Here is a 21,973-nt window from a genome sequence, read left to right on the forward strand (position 1 = left end):
CCCGGACGCCGAGTCGGCGCTGGACCGCGCCGCCTCGGCCGACCTGCCGAACCTGGACCGCCGGTATGCCCAGGACGGGCCGAGCAGGCCCGCGGCGGCGAGGGGGAGCGCCGCGACGTTGTAGGCGAACGCCCAGAACAGGTTGCCATTGATGGTGGCCAGGGTCCGGCAGGCGAATGTTCACCCACACATGGCTGAACGTTGCAGCATGCGCGATGTGCCCCCGAGGGCGGGTCGGGACACTTCCCCCAACCCGCCAACAGCAGGGTCGCGGGCCGGTCCCGCACGCCAACTCGAAGGGTTTCTTTTCGATGAAACTCCGGCTCCGCGCGCTCGTGGGGACCCTGGCCGCCGCCGCGACGATGGCAACGCTCACCACGCTCACCACCGCCCCCGCGGCGAATGCAGCCACGATTCCGTCGCAGGGATCGGCGACACTGCTCGACGTCGGCAACTGGAACGTCGAATGGTTCGGTGCGACGGGCTACGGCCCGACCAACGAGGCGCTTCAACAGCAGAACGTCCGCGACGTCATGGCGGGCGCCGACATGGATGTGTGGGGCCTCTCCGAGGTCGTCAGCACCTCGGCGTTCAACACACTCGTGGCCGGCATGCCCGGGTACACCGGGGTCGTGGCCAACGACCCGATCGTGACGAACGGCGCGCAGTACTACTCGGACTTCAGCAACACCGAGCAGAAGGTCGCCCTGGTCTGGCGCTCCAGCATTGCCACCCTGGTGAGCGCGAAGGTCATCCTGACCAGCCAGAACAGCAACTTCGCCGGCCGCCCGCCGGTGGAGTTCACATTGCGCGGCACGTTCGACGGTGTCACCCGTGACCTCGTCTTCATCGTCCTGCACGCGAAGGCCGGGTCCACCCAGGACGCGTGGAACCTGCGCAACCCCGCGTCGCAGGCTCTCAAGTCCTACCTCGACACGACCTACCCCACCCAGAACGTCTTCGTCATCGGTGACTGGAACGACGACGTCGACACCTCCATCACCTCCGGGAACGCTTCGCCCTACGCCAACTTCGTGAACGACACGGCGCGCTACACGTTCCCGACGCGGGCCCTTTCGCTGGCGGGCGTGGCGTCGACGGCGAGCTACTCGGACTTCATCGACCACCAGCTCAACACCAACGAGGTGCAGGCGAAGTACGTCGCCGGCTCGGCGAAGGCCTTCCAGCCCCAGGCCTATGTCTCGAACTACGCGACGACGACCAGCGACCACTACCCGGTGCTGGCTCGCTACAACTACGTCATCGGCGGTGACGGTGGCGGCGGTGGTGGCACACCCGCCGACGTCATCATCAACGAGGTGCTGGCCAACGAACCGGGCAGCGACACCGCCGGCGAGGCCGTCGAGCTCGTGAACACCGGTGGCACGGCGATCAGCATCGCCGGCTGGACCGTCCGGGACTCGTCGGCACTGCGGCACACGTTCGCCGCCGGTACGACGCTGCAGCCCGGCAAGGCGATCACCGTGTTCGGCGCGAGCTCCGCGATCCCCGGCGGGATCGTGGCGGTGGCGGCCAGCACCGGCGGCCTCAACCTGTCCAACAGCGGTGACCAGGTGATCCTGCGGGATTCGGCCGGAACGACAGTCCAGTCGCTGAGCTACACCTCGAGCCAGGTGAACTCCGACGGTGTGTCCCTCAACCGAAGCCCTGACGGCTCGGCGACCGGCGCCTGGGTCAAGCACAACACCATCAGCTCGCTGTCCAGCTCACCCGGCCAGCGCGCCGACGGAACGGTGTACTGAGCCCGGATTCTCCGGCGTGACCTCGAAATGATCGCTTAGCGGGACTGCGAGGGGCCTCGACAACGTTGTCGAGGCCCCTCTTCATGGTTCCGCTCGATCGGCCCCGTCCTCGGTCAGATCTTCCAGACCTGGCAGGCAACCGGACGCCGTCCGCCCGCCGGGCACGGGGAGCGGACGGCGTCGTTCACCGACCCTGCGGGTCAGCCGCTGACGGAGGTGAACAGGTTCCCGTACCCGAGAAACCCGTAGATGGTGGTGTTCGCCGGCGCCTCGTCGGAACACCATCCCCCGTCGGGGCCGGCCACGATCGTGCTCGTCTGCCCGTACTCGTATCCACTTGGCGTGGCGTAGGCGAAACCGTTCACCGGTGACCGGGGGACGGTGGAGATGTTCCGGAAACGGACCATCTTCGTCCCGCTGGTCGTGTTCTGCAGCACCTGTACCTGGATGCCGGCGTCCAGGACGGGATTCCCGGACCACGACCGCGGGTTCTTGGAGACGGTGACCGACCAGCCGGGGAGGCTGGCAGCCCCCGAACAGGTTCCCGACGCGTGCGCGGGAGATGTGAGCACGACGGACGACAGCGCGAAGAACAGGGCTGCGACGACGACGGCAGCACGTGGACGCATGACTTTTCCCCTCCTGCGGAGATCCTGCGCGTGCAGGGACCGGGAGCTGCGGAAACAGGCCATACGTCCGTCCGACCTCGCCCGAGGCGGCCCCGGAACCGCCTCCTGCCTCGTGGGGTCGAGGTCGCGCGCATGACATCGGATCATCACGATCCGCATCAAGCATGAACGGTCCGGGCGCCCGACGCACGCAAAGCACCACGGGCGGCACCCGCGGCACACCGTGCCCCGGGTTGACGCATGCCGATATGGGAATATGATGTCGACCGTGGCGCGAGCAGCGACGACGTCGGACGTCTTCAACGCGATCGCCGAGCCGCAGCGCCGGCAGATCCTGGTGCTGCTGCGGGCGGGTGAGCGGCCGGTGACGGAGGTGGCCCAGGAACTGGGGATGACCCAACCGGGAGCGTCCAAGCACCTGAGGGTGCTCCGGGAGGTCGGGCTGGTGCGGGACCGCAGGGTGGGCAAGCAGCGCCTGTACGGCCTCGACGCCCGCGGGCTGCGGCCGGTCCACGAGTGGATCGGCGGGTTCGAGCGGTTCTGGAACGAGAGCTTCGACCGGCTGGACGAATACGTGCAGGACCTCAAGCAGGCAAGGCAGGAGGAGTAGCTGATGAGCACGACGGGACGAGGAGTGCCGGCGCGGTCCGCGACAGCCGACCGCGAGATCGTCATCTCCCGGGTCATCGACGCCCCACGGGAGCTTGTGTTCGAGGCGTTCACCGAGGTGCGGCACCTGTCGCGGTGGTGGGGGCCGGAGGGGTTCACCACGACCACGCGGGCGTTCGAGTTCCGCGTCGGCGCGGAGTGGGACTTCGTGATGCACGGCCCGGACGGGACGGACTACCAGGAGTGGATCTCCTGGACCGAGATCGCCCCGCCGGAGCGGATCGCGCTGCTGCACGGTGAGCGGCGCGGCGACCCGAACGCCTTCGAGTCGGTTCTGACGTTCGAGCCCGCCGGTGCGGCGACCCGGATCGAGATGCGCACGGTGTTCCCCACCAAGGAGCTGCGCGACGAGGCGGTCGAGAAGTACCACGCGATCGAGGGCGGCCAGCAGACCCTGGGCAACCTGGCTGCGTACGTCACCGAGATCCTTCGGCAGGGAACGGAGCGCTGATGACCGGGAAGGTGTTCTTCAGCGTTTCGATGTCGCTGGACGGGTTCATCGCGCCCGGGTCCACCGAGGAGCTGATGGGGCAGCAGTGGATGGAACTGCAGCAGTGGGCCTTCCCACTGCGGTTCTTCCGGGAGAACCTGAAGCTCGGCGACGGTGGTGAGGAGGGCCGCGACAACGACATCGCGCGGGAGACGTTCGAGCGCACCGGCGCGAGCGTCATGGGCAGGCGCATGTTCGATGCCGGCGAGCACGCGTGGCCGGAGGAGGCGCCGTTCCACACGCCGGTCTTCGTCCTGACGCACGAGCGGCGTGACCCCTGGGAGCGGCTGGGTGGGACCACCTTCCACTTCGTCGACGACGGCATCAGGGCCGCGCTCGACCAGGCCCGCGAGGCCGCCGGCGACCGGGATGTCCGCATCGCGGGCGGCGGCGCGGCGATCCTGGAGTATGTGAACGCCGGCCTGGTCGACGAGTTCACGATCGCGCTCTCACCCGTGCTGTTCGGTTCCGGCATCCGCCTGTTCGAGGGCGTGGATGCGGCCCGCGTCGCCCTGGAGCCGGTTCGCGCGGAGACCTCCCCGCGGGTGACGCACCTGACGTACGCAGTCCGGGAGCGGTGACTGCCCCGACCCCATCGCCCTCCCGCCGAGGCCCGCAGCGTTGCTATTGGACGTCGTGCTCGTTTCGCCGCGCCGCATCGACCGTTGGGTCTGGCGCGTGCCGGCTGCCCGCGGGAGCCGGGGTGATGAAGCCGCGGGCGAGTTCGGCCGCCTGCTGTTGCGCCGCCGTTCTCGCCGGCCCCGGGGGAGTCTGGATGACCAGTTCGTGAATGACGGCGAGTACGGCGATCACGAGGGTCCTGGCGCGCAGTTCCGGCGGGCCGGGCGTTTTCCAGCGCCGGAGGTGGATCGCCACTTCGTCGGCAAGCTCGGCGACCAGGGCCTCGGTCATTTCCTGCGTGCGGGGCAGCGGCGGCGCGTTGTTGTAGGTGACGCGGTGCACGGGCGCGTCGTTCACCTCGACCAGCAGCCGGGCGAAGGACGCGGCGAACTCGGCCGGCCCCGGGCGGTCTCGGCGCCAGGCGCGGCACGCTTCTCGAATCATCTCGCCCGCCGCGGCGAGGTGCTCTTCGACCAGCGCGGCGACCAGTGCGTCCTTGTTCGGGAAGTACTGGTACAGCGAGCCGATGGAGACGCCGGCTCGCTCGGCGACGTGGTTTGTCGTCGTCGCCCGGTAGCCCTTTGTGGCCAGAAGCTGAGCAGCGGCTTCCAGAATGGCCTCGACGGTGCGGCGCGAACGTTCCTGCGCGGGGCGTTTTCGCGCCTCCGCGTGCGAGGCCGAATGCGAGTTGTCAGATGTGAGCATTAATCACATTCTAGCTTCATGCCTTCCTCTGGAACCTCCGGAACGACGTCCGCACCCGCGCCCGCAACGGCGTCCTCCTACAGCTCCCGGGTCGTCGCCGTCGGGTACGACGTCCTCAACGGCCTCCTGTGGCTGCCCGGCGGGTCGCGCGGTCTACGACGCCGGTTCGTCGACGACATCGGGATGAGCGGCGGCATGCGTGTGCTCGAACTCGGCTGTGGGTCCGGGCTCGTCACCCGTCACCTGGTCGCCCGAGGTGCCGCGGTGACCGCGATCGACGCCGCCGAGCCGATGCTCGCGCGGGCCCGGCGGCGTGCGTCCGGCGCCGCCTTCGCCACGGCGGACCTTCTCGCCGCGGACGCCCTGCCGGCGGGGCCGTTCGACCGGATCGTGCTGGCGTTCGTGCTGCACGAACTCGACGCCGAGTCCCGGGCGCGGGTTCTGACAAGCGCCCGGGAGAGGCTGGCAGCCGACGGCCTGATCGGGATCCTCGAATGGGGGCTCCCGACGTCCGGACCCGCGGCGGCGGTGTGGCGCACCGTCGTGCGCCGCATCGAGCCTCCGGTCGCCCACGACATGCTGACCGGCGGGCTGGACGGGGCGCTGGAACGGAGCATGCTGCGTACCGTGAGCGACCGGAGATACGCCGGCGGGCGAGCCCGAGGCATCGCGGTGACGCCACACCGCGTCCCGACAGCGGATGCGAGGATCAGCGGTACCGGAGCCGTCGCCGCGATGGCGGCGCCGCCAACTCGTCTGGAGATCGCATGACCGAGACGACTCCCAGCGACAGCCCGATGGACTGGATTGCTGATCACACCCGCCGCTATCTCGACAGCGACGGTGCCGACGGGCACCTCTGGCACGGCATCGACGGCTCGCTCACCCAGGGAGCCCCGACGCTGCTGTTGACGACGCGGGGCCGTCGCAGCGGCAAGCTGCGCCGCACACCCCTGATCTACGGCCGGGACGGGAACGACTACGTCATCGTCGCGTCGAAGGCCGGCTTTCCCGAGCATCCGCTGTGGTATCTGAACCTGCTCGCCCACCCGGAGGTCGAGCTGCAGGTCGGGGCGGAACGGTTCCCAGCGAAGGCACGCGTGGCGGAGCCCGCTGAGAAAGCCCGCCTGTGGCCCACGATGACGGCGCTCTGGCCGGACTACGACGGGTACCAGAGCAGTACGGATCGCGACATCCCGATCGTGCTACTCGAACGGATCTGAGCCAAGCCAAGCCGGGGACGGGGTCCGGGGACGCCTCGACACCAGCCGTCTGGATACCGCGACCTCCGGGCCCCTCAGAGGCCCGGAGCATCGACTGGTCAGCCGCAGTCAGCCGCAGTCAGTCCAGTCAGTCGCAGACCAGGCAGAACTCGTTGCCTTCTGGATCCGCCATGACCTGGTAGGCGCCCAGATCTGTGGTGACGGTCGTGCCGATCCTGACCGCGCCCTGGCGCACTGCTTCCGTGACGGCGGTGGCGAGCTCGTCGACCTCGATGTCGAGGTGCAGCCGGTTCTTCGCGCGCTTCACGTCGGGGACCGGCTGAAAGGCAAGGCGGACGAAGCCGGGTGGCTCGACATGTGACCAGCCGAAGGCGCGGTCGACCGGCTCGCCGCCGAGCAGCCCGGCCCAGAATCGTACGAGTGAGCTGGGGTCGCGGCAGTCCACGACGATCTGATCGAGACGCGCGTGCATGCACGCCAGCCTAGGAGCGATCCCGCACCTCACGATGAGAGGTAGCAGCAATCGCTCTCGACTCGGCCTGCGCAGGATTATGCTTTCTTGGTAGCCGTGTAGATGTTGTAGTGCCAAGCCTCCTGATGCTTCCACATTTCCACGCCACTCATTGCGTTTACGGCCTTCTCCGTCTTGCCCAACAGGCGCGCGAGGGCGTAGGGGACGCGGCCGAGGAGGGCGAACATGCGCAGCATCGGCAGCATGCGGGCCGTCACGTCATCCACCGACTCGACCTTGAATGACGCCGATTCGAGCAGATCTTCGAGGTCGCCGAGGTTGAGGCGGTGCCAGGCCGGCATCGCGCCCAGCTCGCACACGGCGTCGAACGCAGCCCGCGCGGCAGGCGTCAACCGCTCCTCCGGAGTCCGTGAGTACTCGAACATCACGAGCCGCCCGCCCGGGCGCAGGACCCGGTGGAACTCGGCCAGCACCCGCTCAGGATCAGCGGTGTGTGCCGCCGTTCACCGTGCCGAGTAATGCGAGGAGTAGCAGATCATCGCCGGACAGGCCCCAAGTCCCCCCGACCGCCGTCGACGCTACCGCGACAGTGAGGAGCCCGGGGCCATAGGACAACACCATCAAACGGAGAATGGCCCACGGACTCCGGATGGCGGTCCGGCCTGGGTCGCGATTCCCGCGGACAAGGAAGATGGCGTAGATGCGGCGAAACCCCAGGAGCCATGCGTCGGAGAACCCCGACCACGAGTCGCCGGCGTCACCCGACATGATCGCTGTCCATCGCGATCCGGTCCCTTCAAGGCAGYCCGGCGGATCACATCGGTGCCACGCTACTAGCGAGGGCCCGCGAGCGTGGTCGAAACCTTACTGTCCGCCGCCGCGAGCGACGCCGGTGCGCCGGACGCTCGCAGGAGGCGGGCCGCGGGCGGGGCGCGCCTGTGCGGGATGGTCATCCGGCAGACGCTGGACCATCTGTGACACGGCTTCCGGTGCCGGCGGGTGGCGTCGGCCATCATCTGCATGCCGGCGACGCACAGGATGGCGGCGTGCGCCGTGCACGTCCTAAGCGCGATGGTGGGCGCGTCGGCCGGTTGCGGGACCACCCGGTTGGCGGCGTCCTGTCGGTGCCTGGTCGTACGGTGCGCCTGTGACTGTTCGGGGTGCTTGCGAGGCGGCCGGAGACACGATTGGCGAACCCACCATGCCCACGGTGCCGCCACCAGCGGCATCGGGCGATGGTCCGGCCGCGGCGCCGCCCGGGGCGCGAAAGCCGCTGCCAGTCCAGGTGGCGGGTCCGATGGTGCCGTTGGGTCCGCGGGCGCGCCGGGTGAGGCCCGAACAGCTCAGCGCCGCGCAGGCCCGCCGGCTCGCGCTTGCCGCCCAGGGCTTCGGGCGGCCCCGGCCCGCCGGGTCGGCCGGGCGCCGCCACCTGCCCGGGCTGCTGGACCGCGTCGGCCTGCTCCAGATCGATTCGGTGAACGTGCTGGCCAGGTCGCACTACCTGCCGGGCTGGTCGCGCCTCGGGCCGTATCCGCGGGCCGCCCTGGACGACTACGTCCACCGGGAGCGTCGCGCGTTCGAGTACTGGGCGCACGAGGCGTCCGTGGTGCCGGTCGCCTGGCAGCCGCTGCTGCGGTGGCGAGCCGAGGCGGCCCTGGCAGGCGTCGGGATGTGGCGAGGCGTCGCGGCCTTCGGGCGGGAACGCGCCGACTACGTCGCGGCGGCACTCGCCGAGGTGACCCGACGTGGGCCGATCACCGCGGCCGAGCTGCCCGGCCCAGGCCGTGCCGGCGGCTCCTGGTGGGGGTGGACGGACGGCAAGCGTGCGCTGGAGTACCTGTTCTGGACCGGGCAGGTGTGCGCGGCCGGGCGCCGGGCGACCTTCGAGCGCGTCTACGACCTGCCCGAGCGGGTGCTGCCCGCCGACGTGCTCGCCGTGCCCACACCGGAGCCGGCCCAGGCGCACCGCGCTCTGCTGCTGCACGCGGCGGACCGGCTGGGCGTGGCCACCGCCGGTGACCTCGCCGACTACTTCCGGCTCCCGGCCAGGTTGGCCCGGCCTCGGCTGGCCGAGCTTGTCGAGTCGGGTGACCTGCTGCCGGTGCGGGTGGAGGGCTGGTCGTCACCGGCCTACCTGCGCCCTGGGCTCGTCATACCGCGCCGAGTCGACGCCGCCGCACTGCTGTCACCGTTCGATTCGCTGATATGGGAGCGTTCGCGGACCAGGCGGCTGTTCGGCATGGAGGTGAAGCTCGAGGTCTACACGCCGGCACCGCGCCGTCGCTACGGCTACTACGTGCTGCCGTTCCTGCTGGGTGACCGGCTCGTCGCCCGGGTCGACCTGAAAGCCGACCGGGCCGCCGGTGTCCTGCGGGTTCTCGCCGCCTGGGCACATGATCCCACCGAACCAGCCGAACTCGCCGCCGGTGCGCCGGCGGCGGCCCCTGTGGTGGCGAGCGCCCCGGCGCCGCCGGCCGGCGGGCAGCCGTCGTCGGCGGTGGTGGTCGAGGCGCTCGCCACCGAGCTGCTCGGCGTGTCGTCCTGGCTGGAACTTGGCCCGGTCGAGGTGACCGCACGGGGCACTCTCGCAGGCCCGCTGCGCCGCGCCTTGGCTGCGTCTCCGGCCGCGCGAGGTGGATGATCGGCTTGGTCAGTCGAGGCCTGGCTGCGTGCCCACCCCGTTCCTTCACCCGCGGTCTCGAGCTTGACCACGCGGCTGTCGACGCCGCTCTCACCCTGCACCTAGGCCGGGTCGTAGAAGGGCCGCTCCAAAGCCCGCACGAGATCGGCAGCGACTCGGCTGTCAGCCGGCGGGCCGTCCGCTCCGGCCTGGATCGGCGGTTGCCGGTCGGGAGGGTTGAGTGGCCGATCAGAGGGGACAGAAGCCGGCATACCGTCGATCGGAGAGGAATCACCATGAAACTTCTGGAACGTCTCAAGGGCGACATACGGCGAGCCCGGTTGCGTCGTCGTCGGCGTACCGAGCACCCGGACCGTAACCCGCGCTACTGAGGGCGCAGACAGGTCTGAGGAGTCCGGGATCAGCCGTTCAGCCAAGCCCGGAGGCGTTTGCGGCGTGATCGCGGATGTTAGCGATGATCTCAAGGTAGTCGAGGATCTCGACCTATATGAGGTGGCGAGATGAATGGCTGACATCGTGGATCTGATCTATGCCGATCACGATTGGCTGCGGCGCCATTTTCTGTATCTGGACTATGCGACCAGCAATGCCGAGCTGAAGGCGGTGTGGGAGGTACTGGCGACCCGTCTGGACACCCATGCCGAGGCGGAGGAGACGGTGTTCTACCCGGCTCTGCTGAAGAAGGGGGAGGCCGGTGAGCCGGAGGACGAGACCGAGGACGCGATCGAGGACCACAACAAGATCCGCGCCGCTGTCGCCGACGCTCGTTCGCACGGCGTCGGAAGCAGGGCCTGGTTCGAGGCGGTGGGCAGGGCCCGGACGGAGAACGGAGAGCATCTGGACGAGGAGGAGCGCGAGGCGTTCCCGGATTTCATCAAGAGCACCGGGCCTGAGTTGCGCCACGAGTTGGCGATGCGATGGCTGCGATTCTACGCCGAGCACCAGGCCGGGGCTGGGGTGAACACGGAAAGCAGGGATGCCGCGCGCTACATCGAGGTGAACAGCTGACCGGCCGGGGCTGTGGCGTTCGGCCGCCGACGCCGGGCGGACCCGAGGAGGAAAGGCCTCGATGCGTGAATTTCTCTGCCCCAGCTGTGGGCAGCGGCTGACGTTCGAGAACTCGCTGTGCCTGGGCTGCCGGAGCACCGTCGGCTTCGACCCCGAAACGCGCTCGTTCGCCGTCCTGACGCCGGAGGGGGTGCGTGCCGAGGGCTCCGGCGATTCCAGGTGCGCGAACCGCGAGATCGCCGTCTGTAACTGGCTCGCTCCGGTCGGGCGGTCGTCCGGGCTGTGTGTGTCGTGCGCGCTCACCCGCACGCGCCCCGCGGACGCCGATTTCCGTGCGCTGCCGGCCTTCGCAGAGGCCGAAACGGCCAAACGGAGACTGATCTTCGAGCTGATCGAGGTGGGCCTGCCGATTCGCGGGCGGGACGTCGATCCTGAGACCGGACTGTGTTTCGACCTGCTCTCCAGCAGCCATGAGCCCGTCGTCACGGGCCATGCCGGCGGGGTGATCACCCTGGATCTGGCGGAGGGCGACGACGTGCACCGCGAGCAGCTGAGGGTGTCGATGGGCGAGCCCTATCGCACTCTGCTCGGCCACTTCCGGCATGAGGTCGGTCATTATTACTTCACGATGCTGGCCGAAACCGGAGCCGGCCATGCCCGGTTTGTGGAGCTGTTCGGCGATCCCGACGCCGACTACCAGGCGGCCCTGAACCGCCACTATCAGGAAGGACCTCCGCGCGACTGGCGGCAGACCTACGTCTCCGCATACGCCACCATGCACCCGGCCGAGGACTGGGCCGAGACCTTCGCGCACTACCTGCATGTTCGCGACGCTCTCGACACCGCCGCCGCGTTCGGACTCGCTCCCGCCGCCGCCACGTTGACGACGCCGCTGCCCGGCGCGGTCGGGTTCGGCCGCATCGTCGACCTGTGGCTACCGCTCGCGTGGTCACTCAATATGATCAACAGGTCGATGGGGCGCCCGGACCTCTATCCGTTCGTCCTCCCGGCCCCTGCGCTGGACAAGATGCGCCTCGTGCACGAGCTCGTCACCGCCGGGCGTGACGCCGGGAGTACGGCGTGAGAGATCACTGGACGGCCAGGAGGCAGAGGTCGTCCTCCCGTTTGGCTGGTTTGGCGACGCGGGTGAGGATCCGGTCACAGAGGCCGGTGAGGCTGTCGCACCCGAGTGGGCTGTGGTCGGCGACGCCGGCCAGGGTGTCGAGCCGGTTGGTGATCGAGATGTGCCGGCGTTCGGCGAGCCCGTCGGCCGAGGAACGGGCCGTGCACGTCGTCGAGGTAGGTCGATTGATTCCATCAGGGTCGGTCAGTGGCCAGCCGCCGGCGGAGGTGGTGGACAGAGATGACCGGCCTGGTCAGTCGCGTCGGACCGCGACGCCCTCGTAGCCGAAGCCGATGATCTCCGGGCCGATCCGGTAGTTGTCGAGGCTCTCCAACGTCAGCCCGGCCTTCGTGACGAGCTCGTCGATGGGGCGGTCGAGGTGGCAGCCGCCGAACAGCCGGCCCCAGGCCGGGGTGAGCCGTGTCTGCCAGCGGGCGACCCGCGCCCGCGGAGACCGGCCGTGCTCGGTGAAATGCAGTGTCCCCTGGGGCCGCAGGACGCGATGGACCTCCCGCAGCGCCCGGTCGACGTCGGGGATCGTGCACAGCGTCCAGGTGACCAGCACGTGGTCGACCGAGGCGTCGGCCAGGTCCAGCCGCTGCCCGTCCCGGCCGACGAACTCGACCGGTACAGCCGTCGTGGCGATTCGCCGCCGCGCGAGCCGCTGGCCGGTTGCCGCCGGCTCGACCGCCAGCAGCCGGGTGACCTGCGCCGGCAGGTGCGGCAGGTTGCGCCCCGAGCCGAAGCCGATCTCCAGTACTTCCCCGCTCAGCCCGGCGGCCGCCCGGGCCCGTGCCGGGTCGACCATTCGCCCGAGCACCACGTCGATGATTCGTGGCAGCACCTGGTCCTCGTAGAAACCCACACCCGCTCCTTACCCGGATCGCCGTCGGCCGGATCAGTGCTCATGTGGTAACAGCAGGCGGCGGGCCGGCGCAAGGCTGCTCGTGAGCGGGATGCACCGCGCTCTCGCTGTGGGCACCGGTCGCGCTGGCGGCGCGGACCAGCGCGGCGATGCCTCGGGAGCGGGAGTGCTCGTGCCAGGCGATGGTGAGTGTCGCCGGCGGGGCGTCGGTGATCGGCACGTAGGTGATGCGTGGCCGCGGGTAGCGGGTGGCGATCGAGTGCGGCAGAACCGTGGTGGTGACCTGGAGGGCGACGAGGGCGAGGAGCCGCGGCAGGTCGGCGAACGATCGAATCGATGTCGCCAGCTACGTGCTCGACCGCAAGCCCGCGCGTCTGGCCGACCTCGCGGGAGACCTCGCCAGCGGCGCCGTCCACCCCGTCATCGGTGCGGAGATCGACCTCGCGGACGCCGCGAAGCCGACTCCGGTCGCGATCGCCGGCGCTCGAGGTAAGACCGTCATCCGTGTCCGTGGCTGAACGGGTGCGAGCCGGCTTCGGCCGGTCGCTACCGGTCTACGTTGAGAAGGGCGCTTGCGCGCGTCAGTCGGTCGGCGTGCTCTGAATCCTCACGGCCGTTGATCTGGAGCAGGTGCGCGATCTCCGGGTCGGGTTCGGCGCTGGCCCACCGCTGGTAGTCGGCGTCGCCGCCCCGTTCGCCGCGCGCGATCGCGGCCAGCAACGCCGCGTCCACCGGGGGCGGCACACCGAGGGGATATCCGCCGTCCATGTCCGCGGAAGGCTGGTAAGAGCGCCCCAGTCTGATCGTGAGGGCCTGTTGGATCCGCCTGGCATGGCCCAACTCCCCGCGGCCGTTACGGCGGAGGAATTCGGCCACCTCTTCGTTCTGGATGCTGTCGGCCAGCTGAAAGTAGAACAGCCCGGAGGTCATTTCCAGCTTGTAGAGGATCTCAAGCTCTCGGACGTCCAGGTGATCAAGCGCCGAAAGAGACCGGGCGGCCTCCCTGAAGCCGTTCTCGCTCATTCTTCGCTGCCTCCTCGGTGACCCGGAGCACGCACGGGCTGACGAGTCACGTCCGCCGCGCGGCGCCGCTCGGTCGATGATCCCGTCGTCGCCTTCGCGTGCCCTTACGCCGTCAGGCGCCGAAGCAGAGCGCGGCGATCGCTGCCTGGTCCAACAGCTTCGACGGGCTGATGCCGTCGAGGCAATGGTCGGCACGCTGCTCGGCGTCCATCCGGACGACCCGCTGCGGCCGTACCCAGGGGCCACGACGGGTCGACACCAGGCCCGGCCTGGCGGCCCTGACCGGCGTGGCGGCCGAGATCGTTCTGGCACTGGCGGGCGCCCAGGCCAGGGCCGGGGAACCAGAACCTGTTCCCACGCTCGCCTCGGTCGTGCCGCTCGCCTGCGTCGCCGCAGCGCCTGCGCCGCCGCCGGCGTCGGGCGCCTCGTCGGTCAGTGACTGGGCGGCGACGGCCTCGAACCAGTTGAGGTTGAAACCATGCCGACCCGCCGGCACGTACAGCCGCAGCCGGTGCACGCCGGCCGGCAGCGCCACGCCGACGTTGACGGTCTGCCAGCTCTGCCATCCGCCGGTGTCGGGGACGTCCACCGTCGCCAGCACGCCCACCCCGGCCAGCTGCACCTCAAGACCGGGATCGGGCACTGGTGCGGGCATCGTGGTGTAGTTCGACGCCACCCGGAACGACAGCTGGTACGTCCCGGCGGACGCGATCTCGACCGGGTAGTCCATCACCGCACCGCCGCTCGGCAGGTAGCCCACCAGCAGGCCACCGCCGACGTCCTGGGCCGCGGTGGTGAACACCGGTGAGGTCGACGACTCCGCCTCGACCCGCCCGGGCAGTGCCGAGAGCGGCGCCGGGCCGTACGCCGCGACGTAGGAGTCGGTGTCGTAGCCGGCGCTCACCACCTGGCCGCCGGCGACGGCGAGCGTGTCCGGGAAGGGCCGCATCGAGGTCATCGACAGCGGTCGGCCGTCCGACGCGGCGAACGCGCAGAGGAACGACACCCGGTCGATCCGCGGGTAGCTGCATTGGGCGTAGATGACGTCGTTCGCGACGGCGACCGAACCGATGATGTTCAGGTCGCCCAGTTCCGCCACCCAGTGGGCGACGCCGGAGACGCCGTCCACCCGGTACAGCCGGTCGCTCTCGTCCGGCTGGTACTCCGACGCCTCCCGGGTGAAGAAGACCAGATCGTCACCGATTGCCGCCATGTTCGTCGGGATCTGGCCGCGATCGGCTCCATGGCCGTAGCTCAGCGAGAGCTTGTTGCCCACGTTCACGTCGAACGCCGTGAAGTCGGAGGCGATCGTGCCGGTCCCGGGGACGAAGAACTCCGGGGTCCACACGTGGATCCGGCCGGCGGCGACCGTGGCCTCCACGTAGGGCACGGCCCGGCCGTCCTGCGGCCGCAGTGGCGTCGACCAGACCAGTGCGCCGGTGGCCCCGTCCCGTTCGCAGATCGAGGTCCTGCCTTCGCAGAGGACGAACACCTGACCGGCCGGGCCGTAGGTGGAGGCCGCGAGGAGATCGACGTCCGGTTCGGTGACCGTCCACAGCGCGGCGCCGGTCCCCAGGGTGAAACCGCGCAGCTCGGACGTCCCGATCGACAGGAACACCCGGCCGCCGTCGACCCGGAGCCGCGACGGCGTCCCGAGCGCGAAGGTGAACGGCGTCGTCCAGGCCGGCGCGCCGGTCACGGCGTCGAAGGCCGCGACGCCGGCCGCCGGGTTGGCACCGGCGATCGTCACCACGACCAGCCCGTCGGCGGCGGCGACTGACTGCGGCAGGGTCACGCCTGCCGTGCCTACGGCCCGCGTCCACCGCACCGCTCCGTCGGAGCGCTGCCGTGCGACCAGCGACGTGCTGTTCTCCACGGAGTACATGAGGTCGCCCGCCAGCACGCCGGGCAGGTCGGGCTTGATTCCGGTGGACGGGAAGGTGAGTTCCCAGTTCCGGGTGAGTCCGGCCGCGACCCTGGAGGTGTCGAGCACCGAGGCGGCGGGGTTGTTCGCGGTGTTGCCGCCGTCGTGGTGCGACTGCCCCCAGTCGCCCCCGGGTACGGCCTGGGCGGCCCCGCCGGGCAGCAGTACCGCGGCGAGCGCGGCCGAGATCAGCGCCGCCACGATGTGGGCGGAGCGACGCCGGGCGGGAGAACCCGGGAGCCTTCTGAACACGTCGACTCCCTGCTCGGACCTGCGCGATCAGGACGCTGAGCAACCTATCGAATACATTCCGCCGCGATAAATACCACGAAGGTGGTAAATCGTCGGACTGGCGCGAGGGCTCGCCTCGCGCAGCCGACCCGAGCCGACCCGAGCCGACCCGAGCCGACCCGAGCCGACCCGACGAGGTCCCCGACGTCGCCCCGGCGGTAGACATCAACCGCGCCGACGCCCGCGATCGCGATCACCCCGGCCCTGACTCCGGGCGGCCGCCCCACAGGCGAAGGGCGGCCGCGAGAACAATCTCCGTCAAAGGGCGATCTGGTGAAGGTCGGTGATCTCCCGGGCGGCCTCGGTTGTTTCCAGCCGATCCAGGGGATCGGCCTCGGTGAGGGTGCCGAAGGAGAGCCGTGTGAGTGCCGCGATGCGCCGAAGGGGTACCTGGTAGGTTCTGTAGGCTCCGTAGGAGAAGGTCTCCGGTGTGATTTCCAGGCCGCGTATCAGGTCGGCCTGGCTGAGGAGATAGCCGGTGGCCGACAGCCTGCCAGCCGCCGTGACCATGACGGCGACCTTCCAGAACTGCCGGGGCAGCTGCACGCCCCGGTAGGAGTCGTCGTCGGCGGCGAGGACGGGACCGGCGAAGACGTTCACCTTGAAGTTCCGGTTGTCCGCGTTCTCCAGGATGTAGTCCTCCAGCCCCAGCCAGGTGGTTTTGTTCTGGTTGAAGTCGGCGTGCTGCGGTGTGCAGTTGGTGAAGTGGAAGGTGTCGTCGTTCGCCAGCTTGGCCTGGGTTCGGCTGGCCCCCCAGACGGGATCGAGGCGGCGGACGAGGTGGCCGCGGTCCAGTGGGTTGTTGCGGTAGACCTCCTCGCCGGTCTGCTCGTCCGCTGGCACGCGTGGGTCGAACGACCAGTGGTCCTGGTCGCGGGGCAGCCGGACCGCGCTACCGCCGTCGATGTTCACCGCGGTGAAGAACGCCAGCCGGCGTTGTCGGTTCAGCACGACGCTGAAGTGGTGGTAGGGCAGCACGTATGCGGGCCTCTGCCCGAGGGGACGCCGGTTGATCGCCGCCAACGGCACCAGGTCCGGGTGCAGGGCAGGCAGCGCGACCCGGTTGCCGCCTCCCAGGAAGTCCTCGTCGTAGCCATGCCGGCTCGTGTAGTCCGGGTCGATCCGGATCGCTTCCTCGGCGGGCGGAGAAAGGACCGGGCCGGCGAGGTCGCCGTGCAGCTGGACGTTGAACGACGGCACCGTGAGCGTCACTGACTGCTGGATTCTGCTCGCCTCGGGGACCAGCATCGGTCCGACAGCGGGTGCTCCTCCGAAGACCGGTATCACGACTTCTACCGCGGAAGCCGGTCCGCCGCGGCCGTCGAAGAGGCGGTCGACGAGTGGCTGTTGCATCGAGGGGAAGGACTGGTCGCGCAGGGACGCGAGCAGCCGGCTGATGCGAATCCCCTCGTTCAGGATGCCGCCGAGCTCTCCATGGTCCGGCGCCGGCACGGAGGCGTGGTGCAGCGCGACGATTTCCCACTGGTCGTTGAACACGGGCGACCCTGATGATCCAGGTTCCGTGTCGGTCTCGTAGTGCATGAACAGGTCAAGCACGTCCACGATCCGGTTCTCCCGCAGCGCGATCTGCTTCTTGCCGCCGCCGGGATGCTGAATGATCGTGACGAAGTCCCCGACGATTGCCTTGCCCTCCGCCGTGACCAGCCGGTTGAATCCGAACTGATTCAGCTCGGCCGGGGTCGCCCGCAGCGCGACCAGCGCGAAGTCCATCGCCTCGTCCGCGCAGAAGAACCGGTCCGGGTCAAACGCGAACTCCATCGGTGCCGCTGGCTGGCCGCCAGGCGCGTCCTGGAAGCCGAACTGGACACTGCTCAACCCGGCTGTCCGGGTGTCGCCGAGAACATGGTGGTTCGTCAGGAGAAGTTCGGGGGAGACCATGCTCCCGGTGCCGAAGCCGACCTCCCGGCCCCGGGCGTCCCGAATGACGATCCGGCCCACCGCCCGCGCGGCGGCGACGCCGTTCTCCAGATAGTCGACCCCGAGCAGGTCATTCGTCAGAATGATCTTCTCCAGGGCGACGCCCGCCTCCGCGATGGCCGCCGGATCCTCGGCGCCTATCGCGGCCGGACTGACCGACCGCGCAGCCGGGTGATATCTGGCCAGCCGCTCGATCCGGGCCGCCACCCGGGTCGGGTCGTCCGCCCGCGCGACCCCGCCTGGCTCCTGCAGCACGGAGATTTTCCCCCGGCGTGGTTCGGTCCTGTCCGCCGCCCGTGCCGCGAGCGCTGCCTCCTGCTCGGCGAGAAGTGCTGCCGCCCGTTCGGTTCGTGCACTGTCTACCGACACCATCGGTACCTCCCCGATTGCCCCCCGATCTACTGCCACGGCCTCGACACCGGTGTCTTGCGCCTCATTCCCGCAATGCGGCCGGCTGACCCCACACGCCGGCGCCAGGCTGCTCGGAAATGCGACGGCCTCGGCGAAAGGCCTGATACTCAGGCGTCCGGGCACGCCGACCGCACGAAGATCGCAGCGGTCCGGCTGACGAGTCGGAGCCCGCGGCCAGAGGTGGTCGCGGGCTCCGAAGGACGAAGCGGCGGTCAAGGCCGGCAGACCTGACCGCCGCGGCCACTTCACTGGTCCCTACTGGTCGCTGCCCTTGCGCAGCCAGTGCCAGGCGAGCGCCCCCACCCACAGTTCGAAGCCGAGCGTGCTCAGGGCGAGCAGCGGGAACACGTCGCTGGCCACCAGGGTGGCGCTGCCGACGAGGCTGACCGGCAGCAGCGCGACGCCGGTGCGCCGCAGCCACGGCGCCACACCCTGCGCACGCAGGCCGAGCAGGATCGCGCCGACGAAGAACACCCGCGGCAGCACCGAGAACGCCAGCGCGAACGGCGCGGCCGCGTCCCATCCGGCGAGAATCCGCACGTCACTTCCCGTGGTCGCCGTTTCCAGGGCGATGTCGTGTAGCACCCCGGCGAACGGCCAGATGAGGGCCAGCAGGGTGCCCGCGGCGACGGCGACCGTCGCGAGCATGCCGGTGTCGTCCACCCGGCGCAGGCGCATGTGTGTCACGCCGAGAAACCCCAACAGCAGCGACCCGGAGATCATGAACACGTAGTTGCCGATCCGGTAGGCGGTCTCGGCGTCGAGCACGTTTGTGCCGCGTTCGAGCGCCGGGTCCTCCGGCGAGCCACCGTGCGGCAGCACGAACACCGCCATACAGATCATCACGACGAGCTGGCAGACGGTGAAGGCGATGCCGAAGCGCGCGCTGAGCCGTCCGACGTCCAGGCCGCCGCCGGGGCGGGCGTGGGTGGAGCGCAGGCCACCGCTCGCGCGGTCCGGGGCGTGACGGCGGGACGCGGTGTCCTCCAGAACAGCCAGAACAGGGCTGACCGTGGTCATGATCCACCTTTCATCTGGCCCATCCGGAGCCGGATCGAGCCGGGTTTCGCCGGCCTTGGTGCCGGCACCAGAAAGGTAGGAGTCGGGCGCCCGGCCCCACATCGACCGAGGGGCTGGTCGTGGAGTCAGCCCGGGATGACGCGCGGCTCATCCGGGATGACGTGGGTTTCAGCCCTGGGGCTGATGCCACGGCCGCCCCGCGCCCATACGCTCGCGATCGTGGACCGTGCCCAGGACCGACTGCCGCGATGGCTCCGGACGCCCGGGACGGACGCCACCATGGCGGCGGCGTTCACTCTCGCCGGGCTCGTGCAGACGGCGATCTACCCGATGGCGGGCGGCGTGCTGGGCCCGTTGTATGTGCTCGGCTCCACGCTGCCGCTCGCCTGGCGCCGTAGCCGGCCGGTCGAGTCCGCGCTGGTGTCGTCGGCGTTCTGGCTGATCCCGCTCGAGGGATACCCGGTGCTCGGCTACGTGGTGGTGATCCTTCAGTTCTTCGCCCTGGGAAGCCGCGGGACGCCGCGTGCCGCGGTCGCGCTGGCGACCCTGTGGGCGTGCGCGGTCTCGGTGGTCGGCACCCTCCTCGGGCCTGAGGCGCCGGTCGCCGCCATCGGTGGTGCGCTCGCGGTGGCAGCGCCGGTCGGCGTCGGGCAGGTCGTGGCGCGGCTGCGACGGCAGAACGCCGAACTCGCCAGGCTCACCGAGGACCTGCGGCGCGAGAGGCTCAACGCGGAGGAGGCGGCGGTCGGCGCCGAACGTGCCCGCATCGCCCAGGAACTGCACGACGTGGTGGGGCATGAGGTGACACTGATAGCGATCCAGGCGGAAGCCGCCGCGTACGCGCTGCGGGTGAGACCGGAGCGAGCCGCAGAGCCGGTCGAGGCCATCAGGGCCACCGCGCACCGGACACTCGCGGAGATCCGTTCCGTCCTCGACATCCTTGCGCCTGACGGCCGGGATGGTCGGGACGGCCGAGAGCCCGCCCGGGAGGATGTAGCCGAGATCTCTCGCCGCGCCGAGGACGCGGGCATCGCCAACACGCTCGTCGTCACCGGTGACCCGTGGCCCGCTCAGTCGCCCGTGTCGCTCGCGGTCGGTCGGATCGTGCGTGAATGCCTGACCAACGCGGGGCGGCACGCCCCGGGGGAGCGGGTCAGCCTCACCGTGAACTGGACCGCGAGGGAGGTCCGCCTGGAGGCGGTGAACCCAGGTGCGCCCACCCGCCCGCCGGCCCCCGGCCGAGGCCTTTCCGGGATCCGCCACCGGGCGGACCTGCTTGGCGGAACGTACCAGTCCCGAGTCCACGATGGGCTGTTCGAGATCCGGGTGACATTGCCAGCGGCATCGCCGACCTCCACCGCCGGGCCGGCGGTGCGAGAGGCCGACCCGAGCGTACGGAGCACAACGGTGGCGGGAGGTCCGCGGTGACCCGCGTACTGATCGTCGACGACCAGGATCTCGTGCGGCAGGGACTGCGGATGATCCTGGAGCTGGCCGGGATCGAGGTGGTCGGCGAGGCGCGGGACGGGGACAGCGCGGTGCGGGCCGCGTCGCGGTATCGGCCCGACGTCGTCCTCATGGACCTGCGGATGCCCGGTATGGACGGCGCCGAGGCCACCCGCCGAATCGTCGCCGCCGGTGACGCCCGGGTCATCGCGCTGACCACGTTCGACGTGGATCAGAACGTGGTGGACGCCCTGCGCGCGGGTGCCGTCGGATTCCTGTTGAAGGACGTCACGTCGGAAGGACTGGTCGACGCGGTGCGGCGCGCCGAGGCCGGCGAGCCGGTCGTCGCACCCGCCGTCCTGGCCCGGATGATGGACCACTTCGCCACCCGCCCGCCCGAACAGCCCCGCCCCCCGGCCGGCCTGGACGAACTGAGCGACCGCGAACGGGACGTTCTGGCCATGATCGGGGCCGGGCGGTCGAACGCCGAGATCGCCAGCGAGTTGTTCATCAGCATGGCCACAGTGAAGACGCATGTCCGGCACATTTTCGCGAAGCTCGGCCTGCGTGACCGTGCACAGGCGGTGGTGGCCGCGCGCGACGCCAGGCTCGGATGATCGGCCGCCCTTCGGTTGTCCCGTGAGCTGATCACTTTCGCCGAAGCAGCGTTCGCCGCCGTCCGCGGGTCAGCCGCGCCCGGCACACCGGCGAGCGCTGGAGCGTCCCACGGGGTGGGCGAGGACGAGGTGGTGGAGGACGATGTGGTGACAGCCGGCGGCTGAGCCCTGATCAGCCGCCGGGGCGGGCGTCCTGGCATCCCGCTCGCCCGCCCCGGTACGCGGCGGCCTTGCCACGGCCGGCGACTCGGCGAAGACCGCGGCCGAGCGCCCGGGCTGCTCGACGAGCGTGTCGGGGTGGAAGAAGCGCAGGTCGGGCTCGGAGAACAGGTAACGCGCCTGGGGAAACGTCGGCGTCCAGCCTCCGTCGCCGTCCGGCCGGGTGTTCCAGCCGACGTGGTCGGCGTGCAGGTGGGTGCAGATCACCAGGTCGATGTCGTGGGCCGTGACGCCGACGGCGGCGAGTGCGGCGGGCAGGTCGCTGCCCGCCGGTACGCCCGGCCGCGTCGTCGCCGCGCTGAGGCCCGTGTCGACGAGCACGAGCCGGTCGTCGCTGCGCAGCAGCCAGCTCTGCACGGCTATCCGGACCTGGTCGGTCGCCGGATTCCAGTGGGCCGGCGCGAGCCGGTCGCGGTGGTCGGTCCAGGTGCCCGGATTCATGTCGGGGAAGAAATCGGCCGATGCCAGCGTCCAGTGTTCAATGTGCGGGATACGGGTCAGCGAGACGTCGCCCACCTGAAGGGTGTCCATGGCGGGAAGCCTGGCCGGCATGAGAACCGTCGAGAAGAAGGCACTTTGACGTCCACTGCCTCGACCGCCTCCAGAGGCCCCGCCGTCGACGATGATGCCGGCGCCCAGCCAGGTGTTACCCCGATGCCTGGCGCGCGGGTGGTTGTGACGGGGCGGCAGCGCGAGGAATGCCCGGTGACCGGTGTACTGCGCCGGGTCGGAGACAAGTGGAGCCCGGTGGTCCTGCGGCTGCTGGGCGAGCGGTGGCGGCACGTCGCTGGTCGTCCAGCAGTGGGTCTACGGAGGCCGGCAGGCGGTAGCCGGCGAGCAGTCCCGACTGCGGATCCATGCGCGCCGACCGGCTG

General features: G+C 70.1%; 22 protein-coding genes and 1 pseudogene. 13 read left to right on the top strand and 10 right to left on the bottom strand.

What is annotated here, in order from left to right:
• Positions 1-311: 311 nt before the first annotated feature.
• Positions 312-1,763, top strand: a complete 1,452-nt coding sequence (locus tag CcI49_RS13585; protein WP_076826927.1) for a lamin tail domain-containing protein — start codon at positions 312-314, stop codon at positions 1,761-1,763.
• Between the two features lie 200 nt (positions 1,764-1,963).
• On the opposite strand, the gene CcI49_RS13590 is transcribed toward CcI49_RS13585, so the two are convergent.
• Entirely contained in the window at positions 1,964-2,392 is a 429-nt protein-coding gene (locus CcI49_RS13590; RefSeq protein WP_054569524.1) for a hypothetical protein, read from the bottom strand.
• Positions 2,393-2,660: 268 nt separating this feature from the next.
• Between CcI49_RS13590 and CcI49_RS13595 the strand changes: the two genes are divergently transcribed.
• From CcI49_RS13595 to CcI49_RS13605, 3 genes are read left to right on the top strand one after another with little or no spacing between them, the layout of a single operon-like run.
• Complete coding sequence (locus tag CcI49_RS13595) at positions 2,661-3,002, top strand: metalloregulator ArsR/SmtB family transcription factor (protein ID WP_054569523.1); 342 nt, start codon at positions 2,661-2,663, stop codon at positions 3,000-3,002.
• 3 nt (positions 3,003-3,005) lie between these two features.
• Entirely contained in the window at positions 3,006-3,512 is a 507-nt protein-coding gene (locus CcI49_RS13600; protein WP_076826930.1) for an SRPBCC family protein, read from the top strand.
• Positions 3,512-4,132, top strand: a complete 621-nt coding sequence (locus tag CcI49_RS13605) for a dihydrofolate reductase family protein (protein ID WP_076826932.1) — start codon at positions 3,512-3,514, stop codon at positions 4,130-4,132. The genes CcI49_RS13600 and CcI49_RS13605 overlap by 1 nt, the downstream gene beginning before the upstream one ends.
• Before the next feature lie 43 nt (positions 4,133-4,175).
• Here CcI49_RS13605 and CcI49_RS13610 read toward each other — a convergent pair whose 3' ends face one another.
• Complete coding sequence (locus CcI49_RS13610) at positions 4,176-4,877, bottom strand: TetR/AcrR family transcriptional regulator (RefSeq protein ID WP_076826935.1); 702 nt, start codon at positions 4,875-4,877, stop codon at positions 4,176-4,178.
• Positions 4,878-4,895: 18 nt separating this feature from the next.
• Between CcI49_RS13610 and CcI49_RS13615 the strand changes: the two genes are divergently transcribed.
• Together CcI49_RS13615 and CcI49_RS13620 are read left to right on the top strand one after the other, a co-directional pair.
• Complete coding sequence (locus CcI49_RS13615) at positions 4,896-5,648, top strand: class I SAM-dependent methyltransferase (RefSeq protein ID WP_076826937.1); 753 nt, start codon at positions 4,896-4,898, stop codon at positions 5,646-5,648.
• Complete coding sequence (locus CcI49_RS13620; protein WP_076826939.1) at positions 5,645-6,100, top strand: nitroreductase family deazaflavin-dependent oxidoreductase; 456 nt, start codon at positions 5,645-5,647, stop codon at positions 6,098-6,100. Before CcI49_RS13615 ends, CcI49_RS13620 begins: the two co-directional genes overlap by 4 nt.
• A 127-nt stretch (positions 6,101-6,227) precedes the next feature.
• Here CcI49_RS13620 and CcI49_RS13625 read toward each other — a convergent pair whose 3' ends face one another.
• Together CcI49_RS13625 and CcI49_RS13630 are read right to left on the bottom strand one after the other, a co-directional pair.
• A complete protein-coding gene (locus tag CcI49_RS13625) occupies positions 6,228-6,572 on the bottom strand; it encodes a VOC family protein (protein WP_076826942.1) in 345 nt (114 codons plus the stop codon).
• Positions 6,573-6,649: 77 nt separating this feature from the next.
• Positions 6,650-7,051 (bottom strand): annotated as a pseudogene (locus CcI49_RS13630) (methyltransferase type 11); the annotation flags it as partial.
• Positions 7,052-7,424: 373 nt separating this feature from the next.
• Between CcI49_RS13630 and CcI49_RS44130 the strand changes: the two are divergent.
• The 4 genes from CcI49_RS44130 (at position 7,425) to CcI49_RS13655 (ending at position 11,305) form a co-directional block, all read left to right on the top strand.
• The gene (locus tag CcI49_RS44130; RefSeq protein WP_277872720.1) at positions 7,425-7,550 is read left to right on the top strand and encodes a hypothetical protein; all 126 of its coding nucleotides are present in this window, start codon (positions 7,425-7,427) and stop codon (positions 7,548-7,550) included.
• Positions 7,551-7,869: 319 nt separating this feature from the next.
• Positions 7,870-9,213, top strand: coding sequence for a crosslink repair DNA glycosylase YcaQ family protein (locus CcI49_RS13645; protein WP_076827332.1), 1,344 nt, complete (start codon positions 7,870-7,872; stop codon positions 9,211-9,213).
• A gap of 504 nt (positions 9,214-9,717) precedes the next feature.
• The gene (locus CcI49_RS13650; RefSeq protein WP_054569513.1) at positions 9,718-10,221 is read left to right on the top strand and encodes a hemerythrin domain-containing protein; all 504 of its coding nucleotides are present in this window, start codon (positions 9,718-9,720) and stop codon (positions 10,219-10,221) included.
• Between the two features lie 61 nt (positions 10,222-10,282).
• A complete protein-coding gene (locus CcI49_RS13655; protein ID WP_076826948.1) occupies positions 10,283-11,305 on the top strand; it encodes a putative zinc-binding metallopeptidase in 1,023 nt (340 codons plus the stop codon).
• 292 nt (positions 11,306-11,597) lie between these two features.
• On the opposite strand, the gene CcI49_RS13660 is transcribed toward CcI49_RS13655, so the two are convergent.
• Positions 11,598-12,209, bottom strand: a complete 612-nt coding sequence (locus CcI49_RS13660; protein ID WP_054569511.1) for a class I SAM-dependent methyltransferase — start codon at positions 12,207-12,209, stop codon at positions 11,598-11,600.
• A gap of 248 nt (positions 12,210-12,457) precedes the next feature.
• Between CcI49_RS13660 and CcI49_RS13670 the strand changes: the two genes are divergently transcribed.
• A complete protein-coding gene (locus CcI49_RS13670; RefSeq protein ID WP_054569510.1) occupies positions 12,458-12,727 on the top strand; it encodes a hypothetical protein in 270 nt (89 codons plus the stop codon).
• A gap of 28 nt (positions 12,728-12,755) precedes the next feature.
• On the opposite strand, the gene CcI49_RS13675 is transcribed toward CcI49_RS13670, so the two are convergent.
• The 4 genes from CcI49_RS13675 to CcI49_RS13690 form a co-directional block, all read right to left on the bottom strand.
• Positions 12,756-13,232 carry a ferritin-like domain-containing protein gene (locus tag CcI49_RS13675; RefSeq protein ID WP_076826952.1) on the bottom strand — a complete coding sequence of 159 codons (477 nt, stop codon included), beginning with the start codon at positions 13,230-13,232 and terminating at the stop codon, positions 12,756-12,758.
• Between the two features lie 112 nt (positions 13,233-13,344).
• Positions 13,345-15,408, bottom strand: coding sequence for a carbohydrate-binding protein (locus CcI49_RS13680; protein ID WP_131831087.1), 2,064 nt, complete (start codon positions 15,406-15,408; stop codon positions 13,345-13,347).
• Positions 15,409-15,705: 297 nt separating this feature from the next.
• Positions 15,706-17,757, bottom strand: coding sequence for a DNA/RNA non-specific endonuclease (locus tag CcI49_RS13685; protein WP_054569507.1), 2,052 nt, complete (start codon positions 17,755-17,757; stop codon positions 15,706-15,708).
• Between the two features lie 294 nt (positions 17,758-18,051).
• Positions 18,052-18,816: a hypothetical protein gene (locus CcI49_RS13690; RefSeq protein ID WP_076826956.1), complete on the bottom strand. Its 765-nt coding sequence runs from the start codon at positions 18,814-18,816 to the stop codon at positions 18,052-18,054.
• A 279-nt stretch (positions 18,817-19,095) separates the two neighbouring features.
• On the opposite strand from CcI49_RS13690, the gene CcI49_RS43260 reads away from it, so the two are divergent.
• Together CcI49_RS43260 and CcI49_RS13700 are read left to right on the top strand one after the other, a co-directional pair.
• On the top strand, positions 19,096-20,244 hold the full coding sequence (locus tag CcI49_RS43260) for a histidine kinase (protein ID WP_158230764.1): 1,149 nt from the start codon (positions 19,096-19,098) through the stop codon (positions 20,242-20,244).
• On the top strand, positions 20,241-20,879 hold the full coding sequence (locus tag CcI49_RS13700; RefSeq protein ID WP_076826960.1) for a response regulator: 639 nt from the start codon (positions 20,241-20,243) through the stop codon (positions 20,877-20,879). The genes CcI49_RS43260 and CcI49_RS13700 overlap by 4 nt, the downstream gene beginning before the upstream one ends.
• Before the next feature lie 69 nt (positions 20,880-20,948).
• On the opposite strand, the gene CcI49_RS43265 is transcribed toward CcI49_RS13700, so the two are convergent.
• Positions 20,949-21,881 (bottom strand): MBL fold metallo-hydrolase, encoded by a 933-nt coding sequence (locus CcI49_RS43265; protein ID WP_158230765.1) that lies wholly within the window; start codon positions 21,879-21,881, stop codon positions 20,949-20,951.
• Between the last annotated feature and the right edge of the window lie 92 nt (positions 21,882-21,973).

Source organism: Frankia sp. CcI49 (assembly GCF_001983215.1).
Lineage (GTDB): Bacteria > Actinomycetota > Actinomycetes > Frankiales > Frankiaceae > Parafrankia > Parafrankia irregularis.

What these genes read in the sequence shown, in the direction of transcription:
- CcI49_RS13585 (WP_076826927.1), top strand. Translation starts at nt 312, where the DNA reads ATGAAACTCCGGCTCCGCGCGCTCGTGGGGACCCTGGCCGCCGCCGCG.
- CcI49_RS13590 (WP_054569524.1), bottom strand. Translation starts at nt 2,392, where the DNA reads ATGCGTCCACGTGCTGCCGTCGTCGTCGCAGCCCTGTTCTTCGCGCTG.
- CcI49_RS13600 (WP_076826930.1), top strand. Translation starts at nt 3,006, where the DNA reads ATGAGCACGACGGGACGAGGAGTGCCGGCGCGGTCCGCGACAGCCGAC.
- CcI49_RS13605 (WP_076826932.1), top strand. Translation starts at nt 3,512, where the DNA reads ATGACCGGGAAGGTGTTCTTCAGCGTTTCGATGTCGCTGGACGGGTTC.
- CcI49_RS13610 (WP_076826935.1), bottom strand. Translation starts at nt 4,877, where the DNA reads ATGCTCACATCTGACAACTCGCATTCGGCCTCGCACGCGGAGGCGCGA.
- CcI49_RS13615 (WP_076826937.1), top strand. Translation starts at nt 4,896, where the DNA reads ATGCCTTCCTCTGGAACCTCCGGAACGACGTCCGCACCCGCGCCCGCA.
- CcI49_RS13620 (WP_076826939.1), top strand. Translation starts at nt 5,645, where the DNA reads ATGACCGAGACGACTCCCAGCGACAGCCCGATGGACTGGATTGCTGAT.
- CcI49_RS13625 (WP_076826942.1), bottom strand. Translation starts at nt 6,572, where the DNA reads ATGCACGCGCGTCTCGATCAGATCGTCGTGGACTGCCGCGACCCCAGC.
- CcI49_RS13645 (WP_076827332.1), top strand. Translation starts at nt 7,870, where the DNA reads ATGGTGCCGTTGGGTCCGCGGGCGCGCCGGGTGAGGCCCGAACAGCTC.
- CcI49_RS13650 (WP_054569513.1), top strand. Translation starts at nt 9,718, where the DNA reads ATGGCTGACATCGTGGATCTGATCTATGCCGATCACGATTGGCTGCGG.
- CcI49_RS13655 (WP_076826948.1), top strand. Translation starts at nt 10,283, where the DNA reads ATGCGTGAATTTCTCTGCCCCAGCTGTGGGCAGCGGCTGACGTTCGAG.
- CcI49_RS13675 (WP_076826952.1), bottom strand. Translation starts at nt 13,232, where the DNA reads ATGAGCGAGAACGGCTTCAGGGAGGCCGCCCGGTCTCTTTCGGCGCTT.
- CcI49_RS13685 (WP_054569507.1), bottom strand. Translation starts at nt 17,757, where the DNA reads ATGGTGTCGGTAGACAGTGCACGAACCGAACGGGCGGCAGCACTTCTC.
- CcI49_RS13690 (WP_076826956.1), bottom strand. Translation starts at nt 18,816, where the DNA reads ATGACCACGGTCAGCCCTGTTCTGGCTGTTCTGGAGGACACCGCGTCC.
- CcI49_RS43260 (WP_158230764.1), top strand. Translation starts at nt 19,096, where the DNA reads ATGGCGGCGGCGTTCACTCTCGCCGGGCTCGTGCAGACGGCGATCTAC.